At 74.0% G+C, this 13,114-nt stretch carries 10 protein-coding genes; 7 read left to right on the forward strand and 3 right to left on the reverse strand.

Translation table 11 applies throughout. From position 1 onward, the window contains the following. The first annotated feature begins 35 nt into the window (after positions 1-35). Together ACIBQ6_RS10700 and ACIBQ6_RS10705 are read left to right on the forward strand one after the other, a co-directional pair. Entirely contained in the window at positions 36-1,901 is a 1,866-nt protein-coding gene (locus tag ACIBQ6_RS10700; protein WP_397211207.1) for a propionyl-CoA synthetase, read from the forward strand. A gap of 76 nt (positions 1,902-1,977) precedes the next feature. Then, a complete protein-coding gene (locus ACIBQ6_RS10705; RefSeq protein WP_397211209.1) occupies positions 1,978-4,794 on the forward strand; it encodes an NACHT domain-containing protein in 2,817 nt (938 codons plus the stop codon). Between the two features lie 66 nt (positions 4,795-4,860). Here the strand turns inward: ACIBQ6_RS10705 and ACIBQ6_RS10710 are convergent, their stop codons facing one another. Both ACIBQ6_RS10710 and ACIBQ6_RS10715 read right to left on the reverse strand, forming a co-directional pair. After that, entirely contained in the window at positions 4,861-6,000 is a 1,140-nt protein-coding gene (locus ACIBQ6_RS10710) for a HAMP domain-containing sensor histidine kinase (protein ID WP_358286433.1), read from the reverse strand. Next, complete coding sequence (locus tag ACIBQ6_RS10715; protein WP_352325242.1) at positions 5,997-6,653, reverse strand: response regulator transcription factor; 657 nt, start codon at positions 6,651-6,653, stop codon at positions 5,997-5,999. The genes ACIBQ6_RS10710 and ACIBQ6_RS10715 overlap by 4 nt, the downstream gene beginning before the upstream one ends. A 155-nt stretch (positions 6,654-6,808) precedes the next feature. Here ACIBQ6_RS10715 and ACIBQ6_RS10720 point away from each other — a divergent pair, with 155 nt between their 5' ends. The 3 genes from ACIBQ6_RS10720 to ACIBQ6_RS10730 all read left to right on the forward strand — a co-directional run bounded on the left by ACIBQ6_RS10720 (position 6,809) and on the right by ACIBQ6_RS10730 (position 10,197). Continuing rightward, the gene (locus ACIBQ6_RS10720) at positions 6,809-8,299 is read left to right on the forward strand and encodes a hypothetical protein (protein ID WP_397211211.1); all 1,491 of its coding nucleotides are present in this window, start codon (positions 6,809-6,811) and stop codon (positions 8,297-8,299) included. A 49-nt stretch (positions 8,300-8,348) separates the two neighbouring features. Beyond that, on the forward strand, positions 8,349-9,236 hold the full coding sequence (locus ACIBQ6_RS10725; protein ID WP_397211213.1) for a hypothetical protein: 888 nt from the start codon (positions 8,349-8,351) through the stop codon (positions 9,234-9,236). Between the two features lie 61 nt (positions 9,237-9,297). After that, on the forward strand, positions 9,298-10,197 hold the full coding sequence (locus ACIBQ6_RS10730; RefSeq protein ID WP_397211215.1) for a hypothetical protein: 900 nt from the start codon (positions 9,298-9,300) through the stop codon (positions 10,195-10,197). On the opposite strand, the gene ACIBQ6_RS10735 is transcribed toward ACIBQ6_RS10730, so the two are convergent. After that, positions 10,167-11,423, reverse strand: a complete 1,257-nt coding sequence (locus tag ACIBQ6_RS10735) for a UDP-N-acetylglucosamine--N-acetylmuramyl-(pentapeptide) pyrophosphoryl-undecaprenol N-acetylglucosamine transferase (protein WP_397211217.1) — start codon at positions 11,421-11,423, stop codon at positions 10,167-10,169. The genes ACIBQ6_RS10730 and ACIBQ6_RS10735 overlap by 31 nt on opposite strands. Positions 11,424-11,587: 164 nt before the next feature. Here ACIBQ6_RS10735 and ACIBQ6_RS10740 point away from each other — a divergent pair, with 164 nt between their 5' ends. Further along, entirely contained in the window at positions 11,588-12,547 is a 960-nt protein-coding gene (locus ACIBQ6_RS10740) for a Ppx/GppA phosphatase family protein (protein ID WP_358286443.1), read from the forward strand. A gap of 58 nt (positions 12,548-12,605) precedes the next feature. Beyond that, positions 12,606-12,983, forward strand: a complete 378-nt coding sequence (locus ACIBQ6_RS10745; RefSeq protein WP_358286445.1) for a hypothetical protein — start codon at positions 12,606-12,608, stop codon at positions 12,981-12,983. Positions 12,984-13,114: the final 131 nt, after the last annotated feature.

Here is a 13,114-nt window from a genome sequence, read left to right on the forward strand (position 1 = left end):
TGCGTTCGGGGGCCGGCGGCTGGTCTGATCGAAAAGTGGGCGGCTATGACGAGGCTTACCGGCGGAGCATCCAGCGCCCGGAGGAGTTCTGGGCGCAGGCGGCGCGCGACATCGACTGGGACGTCGCGCCCGCCGTCGTCAGCGACGGGAGCCGGTGGTTCCCCGACGGACGGCTCAACACCTGCCACAACGCGCTCGACCGGCACGTCGCGGCCGGCCGCGGCGAGCAGGCGGCGCTGATCCACGACAGCCCGGTCACCGGCGCCGTCCGCACGATCACCTACGCCGAGCTGCTCGACGAGGTGGCGCGGACGGCGGGCATGCTGAAGGCGCTCGGCGTGACGGCCGGCGACACCGTCGTGATCTACATGCCGATGGTGCCCGAGGCGGTCGTCGCGATGCTGGCCTGCGCGCGGCTCGGCGCGGTGCACTCGGTGGTGTTCGGCGGCTTCGCGGCCAGGGAGCTGGCCCTGCGCATCGAGCACGCCGAGCCCAAGGTGGTGCTCTCGGCCTCCTGCGGCATCGAGCCGGCCCGGGTCGTGGCCTACAAGCCGCTGCTCGACGCCGCCCTCGACCAGGCCGCCCACCGGCCCGCCCACTGCGTGATCCTGCAGCGCCCGCAGGGCCCCGCCGAGCTGACGCCGGGCCGCGACCTCGACTGGCACGAGTCCGTGCGCGCCGCCGAGCCCGCCGGGTGCGTCAGCGTGGCCGCCACCGACCCGCTCTACGTGCTCTACACCTCCGGCACCACCGGCCTGCCCAAGGGCGTGGTGCGCGACAACGGCGGCCACGCGGTCGCCCTGCGCTGGAGCATGACCAACGTCTACGGCGCCGCCCCCGGCGAGGTCTTCTGGGCCGCCTCCGACGTCGGCTGGGTCGTCGGCCACTCCTACATCGTCTACGCGCCGCTGCTGACCGGCTGCACGACCGTCCTGTACGAGGGCAAGCCCGTCGGCACGCCCGACCCCGGCGCGTTCTGGCGGGTGACCGCCCAGCACGGCGTGCGCACGCTGTTCACCGCGCCCACCGCGATCAGGGCCATCAAGAAGGAAGATCCCACCGGCAATTTCGCGAAAAAATGGGACCTGTCCGGGCTGCGGCACCTCTTCCTCGCCGGTGAGCGCCTCGACCCCGACACCTACCACTGGGCGAGCGACCTGCTCGGCGTCCCCGTCATCGACCACTGGTGGCAGACCGAGACCGGCTGGCCCGTCGCGGCCAACTGCGTCGGCATCGAGACCCTGCCGATCAAGCCGGGCTCGCCGACGAAACCCGTCCCCGGCTACGACGTGCGCGTGCTCGACGCCGAGGGGCGCGAGTGCCCGCCCGGGGTGGAGGGCGCGGTCACCGTCCGGCTGCCACTGCCGCCCGGCTGCCTGCCCACCCTCTACCGCGACGAGGAGCGCTTCCGGGCCTCCTACCTGTCCCGCTACCCCGGCCACTACCTGACCGGCGACGGCGGCCACATCGACGCCGACGGCTACCTCTACGTCATGGGCCGCATCGACGACGTGATCAACGTGGCCGGCCACCGCCTGTCCACGGGCGCGATGGAGGAGGTGATCGCCGCCCATCCCGACGTCGCCGAGTGCGCGGTGATCGGGGTGGCCGACGCGCTGAAGGGGCAGCTCCCGGTCGGGTTCGTGGTGCTCAAGTCCGGCTCCGACCGCGACCCGGCCGACGTCGAGCGCGAGCTGACCGCCCTGGTGCGCGAACGCGTCGGGCCGGTCGCCGCCTTCCGCCGGGCCGTGGTGGTCGCCCGGCTGCCCAAGACGCGCTCGGGCAAGATCCTGCGCGCCACGATGCGCGACATCGCCGACGGCCGGCCGTACGCCACGCCGTCCACCATCGAGGACCCCGGCGTGCTGCCGGAGATCGCCGACGCGGTGAAAGGCCCATAGCGGAGCGGGCGTCCGGGCAGCGCCGGGGGCGCCTCCCGGCGCATGATGGGACCTCCCGGTCCCGGAGAGAAGGCTGATGATCGAGACCCCGAGTTACGCCGACGCCCTGAGGGTGCTCGGCTGCAAGGAGGGCAGGCTCGTCAAGGTGGTCGGCTTCGCCGCGGCCGCCGCCCGCACGGGGTGGGCGCTGGCCGGGGGCGGGCTGCTCACCATGGGCCTGGCCGACCTGCGTTCCGACGTCGTGCGCTACGGCGAGGAGGTCATCCGCAGGATGCCCGAGCTGAAGGGCGGCGTGGACCGTTACACCCGCACCCAGCGCCTGGCCGCCGCGCACGCCGTGATCGTCGTCTCGGCCTGGTTCGAGGCGCTGGGCGAGGCCAAGCTGCCCTTCACCCTGGAGCAGCTCGACCGGGCCGACAAGATCTCGCACGGCGTGCCCACCCCCGAGCGCTTCGCCCGCCTGGTGGCCGGTCTGCTCATGGAACGCCTGCCCACCCCCGAGCCGCACGTGCCCTTCGCCGAGACCCGCCAGGCCGTCGAACGCGCCCACCTGCGCATGTCGGAGGCGATGGCCGGGTTCGTCGGCGGCCTCAGCGTGTGGGACGAGCTGCCCGTCGACGACCAGCTCCTGTTACCCCGGATGCTGGCCGAGGGCCCGCCCGCGCACGCCCTGCGCATCTACGACGAGGACTTCCGCTCGCTGTCCCTGGACAGCCACGAGTTCGGCGTGCGCAGCCTGGTCACCGACCGCCAGACGCCGGGCACCGGCCTGTCGCGGGTGGCCTGGCTGCTGGCCGAGCTGGCCCCGCCGCGGGTCGGCGACCGTCCCATGATCCACCGGGTCAGGATGGCGGCGAACGCGCTCGACCGTCCCCTGCTGGCCGCCGGCAAGCTGCCCGAGGACGTCTCGCTCCCGCTGCTCGGCGAGGGCTACCTCAGCCCGCGCTGCCGGGTCGCCGAGCTGACCCGCGAGTCCGACCCCTCCTCCGTGGGCTGGTGGCGGGACCAGCGCCTGCTGCCCGACGCCGAGGCGTTCCTCGTCGGCCACCTCACCTCGCTGCGCGCGACCCAGGCGCCCCTGCTGGTGCTCGGCGAGCCCGGCGCGGGCAAGTCCAAGCTGACCGAGGTGCTCGGCGCCCGCCTGGCCAGGTCGGAGTTCCTGCCGATCAGGGTGGAGCTGCCGCGCGTCTCGCCGCGCGCGCCGGTCGCCGAGCAGATCGAGCAGGCCGTCGCCGCCGTGCTGGAGGAGGAGGTCGCCTACGCCGACCTGGTCGCCGCGGGCGACGGCGCGCTGCCGGTGATCCTGCTCGACGGCTTCGACGAGCTGCTGCAGGGCGGCGTCAACCGCTACGACTACCTCGGGCACCTGCAGGAGTTCCAGCGCCGCGAGGCCGCGCTGGGGCGGCCCGTCGTGGTGATCGTGACCAGCCGGACCGTGGTGGCCGACCGCATCAGGTTCCCCGACGGGCTGCTGGCGCTGCAGCTCCAGCCGTTCGAGGACGACCAGGTGCGCCAGTGGCTCGACATCTGGGACCAGGCCAACCGCGCCCTGCTGGCCCGGCGCGACCTGAAGCCCCTGCCCGCGGCGACCGCGCTGGCCCAGGGCGAGATGGCCCGGCAGCCGCTGCTCCTGCTGCTGCTCGCGCTCTACGACGCCGGCGGCAACGCCCTGCAGCGCGAGCACCGCCCGATCGGCCGCGCCCGCCTGTACGAGGTGCTGCTGCGCGACTTCACCGAGCGCGAGACCGCCACCCCGCAGCGGGTGGTGATCGACAGCGAGCTCGTCCTGCTCGGCACGGTCGCCCTTTCCATGCTCGCCCGCGGCCGGCAGGTCATCACCGAGGAGGACCTCGCCCGCGACCTGCCCGCCCTGTGCGAAGGCGGCGAGGACGAGCCCGACGAGCCGCGTCCGCCCGTCGACTGGGCCCGCCGGGCCACCGAGCGCTTCTTCTTCATCCGCCGCGACGGCCACTCCTTCCTCCACTCCACCTTCGGCGAGTTCCTGACGGCCTGGCTGACCGTGTACGCGCTGCGCGACCTCGACCGGCGCCGCCGCCTGGCCGGGGACGAGCCACTGGCCCTGGCCCAGAGCGTGGACGACGACCTGCTGTACGCGGTCACGTCGTTCTCCTGCCTGGCCGAGCGCGGCCCGACGGTCGGGTTCATCCTGGAGCTGCTGGACGAGGTGCCGGCGGCCGTACGCGCCCGGTGCGTGACCCACCTGGCCGGGCTGCTGCGCCGGTCCCTGTACGAGCGCCGCCGCCGCTGCTTCACCGGCTTCGAGCCGGTGCGCCATCCCGTCACCCGCCGCCTGGCCGCCTACTCGGCCAACCTGGCGCTGCTCATCGTGGCCGCCTCGCCGGAGCCCGTGCCCGTCTCGCACCTCCTGGGCGGGCCCGACCCGCTGGGCCGCTGGGCCTCCTTCGGCCACCTGTGGAAGGGCCAGCTCGGGCACGAGGGCTGGACGGGCCTGGTCAACGCCCTGTCGGCGCACCGCGTCGCCGGGCGGGGCCAGGAGGAGGTGATCCTCGGCGGCGGCGAGGGCACCGCCATGGGCGACGCGATCGTCGCCGCCGCCACCGGTCACGCGCCCCGCCACCGCAGGCTGCTCGACCTGCTGATGCTGGCCGTGGGGGAGGGGCGCGCGCTGCGCTTCCACGACCGGGTGGCCGTTCTGCGGGAGCTGGTGGAGACGGCGGCCGTGCGGTCCCCGGCGGTGCACCGGGCGCTGGGCGCGTTGTGGCGCGAGGACGGCGCGGACCACGCCGAGCTGCGCCCGCTGCTCGGCCTGGTGCTGGCCGACCCGACCGAGCGCGTGGCGACCTGGGAGCAACTGGTCAAGGCGGGCGTGCCGGAGGAGGAACTCTGGCAGATCCACCAGGGCGGCGACTGATCCACCGTCGGCGGCACGCCGGATGTCAGGGCGCGGACCGGTCCACCGGCGGCGCCGTGAGGGCCGTCAGGGCGCGGACCGGTCCACCGGCAGCTCCACGGTGATCGTCAGGCCGCCCTCGTCGCGCGGCCTGGCGGTGACCGTGCCCTCGTGGGCCTCGGCGATGACCCGCACGATCGACAGGCCGAGCCCGCTGCCCCGCTCCGAGCGCAGCCGGTCGCCGTGCAGCCGCCGGAACGGCTGGAAGATCGTCTCGATCTCGTACGGCGGCACGTGCAGCCCGGTGTTGGCCACCACCAGCTCGACCTGCTCGGCCCGCCGCCGCGTCGTCACCCACACCTCGCCCTTGGGCTGGTTGTGCCGGATCGCGTTCTCCACCAGGTTCTGCACCAGCCGCTCGACCAGCACCGCCTCGCCCGTCGTCGGCGCCGAGTCCAGCAGCCGGTGGATCGTCACGTCCCGCTCGGCCGCCTCCTCGCCGGCCTGGTCGAGCACGTGCTCGGCGACGTCGGTCAGGTCGAAGGGCCGCCGGTCCAGCACCGCCTGCTCGCCCTCGGCCAGAGCCAGCAGGCCGTCGATGAGGCGTTCGTGCCGGGCGTTGACCAGCAGCAGCGACTCGCCGAGCCGCTTGACGTCGTCGGTGGCGTCGGGGCGGCGGACGGCGACGTCCACCAGGGTGCGGTTGATCGTCAGCGGGGTGCGCAGCTCGTGCGAGGCGTTGGCGACGAACCGGCGCTGCCCGTCGAACGAGCGGGCCAGCCGGCCGAGCATGGTGTCGTAGATCTCGGTGAGCTCCTTGACCTCGTCGCGCGGGCCCTCGTAGGCGATGCGCTCGGTCAGGTCGTGGCTCTGGGCGACCCGGCGGGCGGTCTCGGTCACCGCCTTGACCGGCCGCAGCACCCAGCCCGCCGCCCGCCAGCCGACCCCGAACGCCCCGGCCGTGGCGGCCAGCACGATGAGCCCGCCCACCGTGCGCACGCCGCTCAGCGTCTCGCGCTGGTAGGCCGCGCGCACCCGCATCGCGTTGCGGTAGGCGGACTGGTAGGAGTCGCCGTAGGAGTACTCCCGGGGGAAGTCGGGCCTGATCAGGTCCGCCCGGAACTCCAGCTGCGACCGGACGACGAAGTACACCCCGGTCACCGTCAGGGCGCCGAGGAAGAGGAACACCCCGGCGCAGGCCAGGGCGAAACGCATGCGCACGGTCATGGGATGCGGTACCCCGATCCGGGGACGGTCTCGATCACCTGCGGCTCGCCGAGCTTCTTGCGCAGCTTCATCATCGTGGTCCGCACGGTGTTGGTGAACGGGTCGATGTGCTCGTCCCAGACCTTCTCCAGCAGGTCCTCGGCCGAGACCACCGCGCCCTGGGCGCGCAGCAGCTCGGCCAGCACGCCGAACTCCTTGCGGGCCAGCGGGACGTACACGCCGTCGCGGAACACCTGCCGGTGCGCCCAGTCCAGCCGCACGCCCGCCCGCTCCAGCATCGGCGGGTCGGCCCGGCGGGCGCGCCGCCCGAGCGCGTGCACCCGCGCCACCAGCTCCTCGAACGCGAACGGCTTGGGCAGGTAGTCGTCGGCCCCCAGCGACAACCCCGACACCCGCGAGCGCACGTCGCCGGACGCCGTCAGCATGAGCACCCTGACCAGCCGGTCCTGCTCCACCACCGTCCGGCACACCTCGTCGCCGTGCACCCCCGGCAGGTCCCTGTCGAGGATGAGCACGTCGTAGTCGTGCACGCCGAGCCGTTCCAGCGCCGCCTCCCCGTCATAGGCGACGTCCACGGCGAGCGCCTCGCCCCGTAACCCCTCGGCGATCGAGTCGGCGAGCATGCGCTCGTCCTCGGCGATCAAAACCCGCACTTGTAGCCCCCAAGAAGATCATAAATGCCGCAAGTCTGGACCAGACCGCATAACGCGGGCGTAACCAATTCCGGTGACGCTCAGGTTATCGGCGTCCCGCTGGACTGCCTCCCCTACGACCGGGACCGGCCCGGTCGGCTACGGGGGAGAAGGTCATGGCAGCCACCCTGGCCGGGACGCGTCCGCTCGCGCCCGCCGCGCGCCGCCCGCGCGGCCACGGGCTGTTCGCCTGCGTGCTGGCGCTCGCCGCCGCGCTGCGCGTGCTGGTCATGCACGGGTACGACACGGCGCAGCTCTACTGGTACGACTCCTTCACGTACCTGGACACCGCCGTGCACCTGCGGCCCCAGGCGGCCTTCCACCCCGCCGGGTACTCCTGGTTCCTGTGGGCCCTGCGGCCCTTCCACAGCGTGGGGCTGGTCGCCGGGCTGCAGCACGCCATGGGCCTGGGGATCGGCGTAATGATCTACGCGTTGCTGCGCCGCCGTTCGCTGCCCGGCTGGGGGGCCGCCCTGGCGACCGTGCCGGTGCTGTTCGACCCGTCCTTCCTCCGGCTGGAGCACGCCGTGCTGTCGGACCTCCAGGTCATCTTCCTGATCACCGCCGCGCTGGTGGTCCTGATGTGGCGGCACGCCCCCTCGGGCGCGCCGCGCGGCTGGCCCGGGGTGCCGTCGGCGCGGGCCGCGGCGGTGGCGGGGCTGCTGCTCGCGCTGGCCGGGCTGACCAGGACGGCCGCCGTGCCGCTGCTCGCCCTGGCGGCCGGCTGGCTGGTGCTGCGCCGCGCGCCGTGGCGGCGGGTGGCCGCGCTGCTGCTGGCCGGCGCCCTGCCGCTGGCGGCCTACGCCGGCTGGTACGCCCAGCACCACGGCCGTTTCGCCCTCAGCGGCTCCGACGGCGTCGCCCTGTGGGCCAGGACCATGACCTTCGCCGACTGCTCGGTCATCAAGCCGCCGCCCGCCGAGGCCCCGCTCTGCCCGAACGGCACCGTCGCCGACGCCGCCTCGGAGTACGTCTGGGCCCCCGGCGCCTCGCTCAACCGGCTCCCGGGCGACCGGTTCGCCCACAACGACCTGGCCAGGTCGTTCGCCCTGCGCGCCATCGCCGCCCAGCCGCTGGACTACCTGCGCGAGGTGGCCCGCGACACCTCACTCGCCTTCACCTGGTCGCCGGTGCCCCACCCCCGGCGGATGAGCCCGTCCACCACCTTCCCCCGCGGCTCCTGGCCGCTGCCCGAGCAGCAGGCCCTCGTCGCGAAGGTGCGCTCGGAGTACGACCCCGGCATCCACGGCATGAGCTCCGTCGAGCCGTACGCCTCGATCCTGGCCGCCTACCCCTACCCCTGGTTCCTGCACGGCACGGTCTTCGGCGTGCTGCTCCTGGCCGGCGGCCTCGGCTCGGCCGGACGCCGGCGGGCCGCCCTGCTGCCGTGGGCGACGGCGGCCTTCCTGCTGCTGGCCCCGGTGGCGGCCCTCGACTTCGACCACCGGTACGTCCTGCCCGCCATCCCCTTCGCCTGCGTGTCCGCCGCTCTGACCGTCGCAGGGGCAGTGACGGGACCAGCGACGGGAAGAGCGACGGGGGCACGGACCAGGCGGTTTCCGGGCCTGACCTTTCGGAGGCTGACATCCTTGCGAAAAAATACGTAATATCCACTGCATCGCGAGCGTTGGGGGCGCCAAGGTGCCGGGACAGAGCGTGGGTGTGGTCGTCGATCCGGAGGTTCCTCCGGAGGTCGCGGGGATGCTGCGGGCCAACGCCGCGCTGCTGTCCAGGATCCGGTCGGGCTGGGTGCCGCCGGCCGACGCGCGTCCGGGCCGGTTCAGGAACGTCTCCAGCGTCGCCCTGCTGGCCGCCACGCCCGGGGTGGTCGCGCTCATGGCCGTGCTGCTGGCCCTGTCCCACCCGGCCGCCGGGTTCACGTTGTTGGGCACGTTCGTCTTCATCGTCCTGGTCAAGATCGCGTCGATCAGCGAGCTGCCCGAGCACGACGTGTCGCGCGACCGCGAGGTGTACGAGCGGGCCCGCCCGTACCGGGACCGCTACCTGCTGCCCGAGGACTTCGACCGGGACGCCGCGGACGTGCTGACCAGGGCGCAGCGGGCCATCGGTTCGGTGCTGCGCTCGCACGTCAACGCCGAGGGGCTGCTCGACGGCGCCCGCAACGCGCTCATGCTGCCCGCCCAGGAGTGGGAGATCGCCCGTCTGCTGGCCAAGCTGTCGGCCTTACGCGCCGAGCACGCCGCCCTGGTGTCCAGGGGCGTCGCCCCCGAGGTGGCCGCCGTGATCGAGCCGCTGGACAGGGCCCTGGCCACCAGCGAGGCCGCCATGATCGCCCGCGTCGAGGCCCTGGAACGTTACGCCAGGCACGTCGCCGAGGCCGAACGCGCCTACCACGCCCGCGGCCAGATCGAGGAGCTGCGCGCCCGCCTGCCGCGCTACGAGGAGCTGCTGGCCGAGACCGGCGCCGACGCACTGGCCGTCCCGGAGATCGACCGGCTCGCCGAGGACGCCGACCACCTGGAGCAGGTGTTGCGGCGCAGCGTGCGGTCGGCCCACGAGGCGTTCCGGTACCTGGAGAGCTGACATGCCGGTGGCCGGGCGGAACCGCCCTCGCAGGAGGTGAATCCCCATCCGATCCGACATCATGGCCGACGTCATCGTCGATCCCGGCGTGCCGCTGGCCGACGCGCGGCTGCTCAGGGACAACCGGCGGCTGCTGCTCAGGACGCGCAGGGGCTGGGTCCCGGACGGCCCCGGCCCGCCCGCCGCGCCGTACTGGCGGCTCGGCGCGGTCTGCGGGGCGACCGTCTGCCTCGGCCTGCTGCTGGGCGCCGGAGGGCTCGGCCGCTCCCTGGGGCCGCTGTTGCTCGTGCTCCTCGCCATCCCGCTCATGATCGTGACGTTCGTCCGCACCGAGACGCCGGAGGGCGAGGAGGCCGAGCACGAACGCCGGGTGCACGCGCAGGCCGTCCGGCACGAGGGCCGGTACGTGCTCCTGGACGACCTCGACGAGTCCTCCCGCAGGCTGCTGCGCCGGGCCCAGCGGGCGGTCGCCACGGTCTCGCAGTCGCGGGTCAACCTCGAAGGGCTGCTGGACGACGTGCGCAACGCGGTGATGCTGCCCGCCCAGGAGTGGGAGATCGCCCGCCTGCTGGCCAAGCTGTCCGGCCTGCGCGCCCGGCACCGGCAGACCCTGTCGGGGGAGAGCGCGCCCGAGGTCGCGGCCGTGGCCGAACCCCTCACCAGGGCGCTGGACAGCAGCGAGCAGGCCGTCGTGGCCCGGGTGGAGGCGCTGGAGCGGTACGCCGCCAACGTGGCCGAGGCCGAACGCGCCTACCGGGCCCGGCAGCAGATCGCCGAGCTGCGCGCGCGGCTGCACGAGTACGAGGAGCTCGTCGCCGAGACCGGCGCGGGCGACGGCGCGATGGACGAGCTGACCCGCCTGACCGAGGACGCCGACCGCCTGGACCAGGCGCTGAGGCGGAGCGTCAGCTCCGCCCACGAGGCCTTCCGCTACCTGGAGCCGGGCCCCCCGGAACCCTGACCGCCCTGGACTCCGAAGCCCTGCCCCCCGAAGCCCTGACCGGCCTGACCGCCCTGGCCGTGCGGCGCGAGGGAGCCGGCGGCGTGCGGCGGGTGGGCGCCGCCGTGGGCGGCCTCCAGGAGCAGGTCGCACAGGGCGTCGGCGGCGTCGAGGCGGCCCAGCTTGCCCGCCGCCTGCCCCATCGCCGCGCGCAGCCCTGGATCGGCCAGCATCGGCATCAGCTCGGCCAGCAGCTGCTCGGCCGTCGGCCGCGGCTCCAGCAGCGCCCGCGCGGCCCCCGCCGAGACCAGGTAGCCGGCGTTCTTGCGCTGCTCGTCGCCGCCGGTCGGGATCAGCGGGATCAGCAGCGACGGCTTGCCGATCGCGGTCAGCTCCGACACCGTGCCCGCGCCGCTGCGCGAGATCACCACGTCGGCCGCGGCGAACAGGTCGGGCAGCTCGGTCCCCACGTACGGCACCGGGTGGTAACGGTCGGCCAGGCCGGGCGGCACCTCCACCGCCCGCATCTGGTCGATCCAGGCCGGCCCGCACTGGTGGACGACCTGCGCGTGCGGCAACAACCGCGGCAGGATCTCGGCGATCAGCGTGTTGATCTGCTTGCTGCCCTGCGCCCCGCCCGTCACGTAGATCAGCGGCACCTCGAACGTCAGCCCGAACAGGTCGTAGGCCGCCGCCCGGTTGCCCTGCAGCAGCTCCGGCCGCACCGGGTTGCCGGTCACCACGGCCTTCGCCCGCGCCGACGGCGGCAGGTACTCCAGCGACGACTCGTGCGACAGCGCGATCCGGGTCGCCAGCCGGGCCAGGATGCGGTTGGCCAGGCCCACCACGGTCGTCTGCTCGTGCATGACCAGCGGGCGGCGGATCAGCTTGGCCGCCACGCCGATCGGCACCGCCACGTACCCGCCGGTGGACAGCACCACGTCGGGCAGGTAGCGGGCGGCGTGCCCCACCGCCTGGAACACCCCGACGGGGATGCGGAACACGTCGGCGATGTTGGTGCCGAGCTCCTTGAGGTTCGGACGGCGGCGCAGCTTGCCCGTGGTGATCGCCTTGAACGGGATGCCGTGCTCGGCCGTGATCCGGGCCTCCAGGCCGTTCTCCGTGCCCACCCACAGCACGTCGTGCGGCACCTGACGTCGCTGGACGGCCGACAGGGTCGTCAGGGCCGGATAGGTGTGACCGCCGGTGCCGCCGCCGGTGATCAGCAGTCGCAGGGTTCGTGACATGCGATCAGACTATGGCCGCGCGGCGGAAGCCCGTGTGCCCGGTCCGGCCGCCGGGCGTGTTCGACGCGCGCGCGGCGGCCCGGCGACGGCCGCCCGGGCCGCCCCGCTCGGCCGGGGGCAGAGCCGGCTTCGCCCGAAAAGCCGCAGACCGGTAGCGTTTTCCCATGCGACTAGGCGTGCTGGACATCGGCTCGAACACCGTCCATTTACTCGTCGTCGACGCCCACCGGGGCGCGCGGCCCATGCCCGCCTACTCCCACAAGGAAGAGCTGCGCCTCACCCAGTACCTGGGCGCGGACAACCGGCTCGCGCCCGAGGGCATCGAACGGCTCGGCGCGTTCGTCGAGGAGGCGGTGCGCCTGGCCGAGGACAAGGGGGTGGAGGACCTGCTGGCCTTCGCCACCTCGGCCGTGCGCGAGTCGGCCAACGGCGAGCAGGTGCTCGCCGAGATCGACGAGCGCTGCGGCGTGCACATCGCGGTGCTGTCCGGGCGCGACGAGGCCCGGCTGACGTTCCTCGCGGTGCGCCGGTGGTTCGGGTGGTCGTCCGGGCGGCTGCTGGCCTTCGACATCGGCGGCGGGTCGCTGGAGATCGCCGCCGGGGTGGACGAGGAGCCCGACGTCGCGGTGTCGCTGCCGCTCGGCGCCGGGCGGCTGACCCGCGACTGGTTCACCGGCGACCCGCCCTCCGCCGAGGAGGTGCGCAAGCTGCGCAAGCACGTCCGTACGGAGATCGCCCGCACGGTCGGCGACGTGGCCAGGTACGGCGAGCCCGACCGCGCCGTGGCCACCTCCAAGACCTTCAAGCAGCTCGCCAGGATCGCCGGCGCGCCGGCCTCCAGCGAGGGCCCGTACGTCTCGCGCGCGCTCTCCCGCGCCGACATGGCCTCCTGGGCGGCCAGGCTGACCGGCATGAGCTCCGCCGAGCGGGCCGAGCTGTCCGGGGTGTCCGAGGGCCGGGCCGCGCAACTGGCCGCCGGGGCGCTGGTGGCCGACGCGGCCATGGACCTGTTCGAGGTGGAGCGGCTGGAGGTCTGCCCGTGGGCGCTGCGCGAGGGCGTGATACTGCGCCGGCTCGACCTCCTGCCCGGACGGCTGGACCAGTCCACCGGGATCGCCGAGTAAGGCCGATATATCCCAAAAAATTGGCATAATTCGCTGGTGAGCGGGCACTTTTCGCCCAATGTTGACAGTCCTCGGTACGATCGGCTCCCTGGTGATCGTCTTCGTCCTCATCGTCCTGGCCGTCCTGGTCATCGCGGTGGTCGCGATGCTGGCGATGGGCGCGCTGGCCGGAACGATGGTCGACTGGCACACGTTGTGGCGGCGGCTGACCCGCCGAGGGGCACGGTTGACGCTGAAACTCAGCGCCCCCGAGGCGCCCGCGCGACTGCGGGCCAAGCTGAGCGGCGGCACGCCCCTGGTGAGCCGCCGTCTCCGGCTGGCGCCCGTGATCCGCGGGGGCGACCGGCGTCCCGACGTGAGCCGTCCCGGCCGGAGCGCCCGCCTACGCAGGCATTCCGGCCTCACCACGACCGCCGTCTCCGGCAACGAACACTGAGAAACGAGAAGTGAAAAGGGCCGGGGGGGGGGGGGGGGGGGGGGGGGGCGGCCGCGGCGGGGGGGGGGGGGGGGGGGCGGGGGGGGGGGGGGCCCCGGGGGGGGGGGGGGCGGGGCCGCCCCCCCCCCCCC

The organism is Nonomuraea sp. NPDC049655 (assembly GCF_044465465.1).
GTDB lineage: Bacteria > Actinomycetota > Actinomycetes > Streptosporangiales > Streptosporangiaceae > Nonomuraea.

Excerpts from the sequence above, each read along its gene's own strand:
- ACIBQ6_RS10705 (WP_397211209.1), top strand. The coding sequence starts at position 1,978 with ATGATCGAGACCCCGAGTTACGCCGACGCCCTGAGGGTGCTCGGCTGC.
- ACIBQ6_RS10710 (WP_358286433.1), bottom strand. The coding sequence starts at position 6,000 with ATGACCGTGCGCATGCGTTTCGCCCTGGCCTGCGCCGGGGTGTTCCTC.
- ACIBQ6_RS10720 (WP_397211211.1), top strand. The coding sequence starts at position 6,809 with ATGGCAGCCACCCTGGCCGGGACGCGTCCGCTCGCGCCCGCCGCGCGC.
- ACIBQ6_RS10730 (WP_397211215.1), top strand. The coding sequence starts at position 9,298 with ATGGCCGACGTCATCGTCGATCCCGGCGTGCCGCTGGCCGACGCGCGG.
- ACIBQ6_RS10735 (WP_397211217.1), bottom strand. The coding sequence starts at position 11,423 with ATGTCACGAACCCTGCGACTGCTGATCACCGGCGGCGGCACCGGCGGT.
- ACIBQ6_RS10740 (WP_358286443.1), top strand. The coding sequence starts at position 11,588 with ATGCGACTAGGCGTGCTGGACATCGGCTCGAACACCGTCCATTTACTC.
- ACIBQ6_RS10745 (WP_358286445.1), top strand. The coding sequence starts at position 12,606 with ATGTTGACAGTCCTCGGTACGATCGGCTCCCTGGTGATCGTCTTCGTC.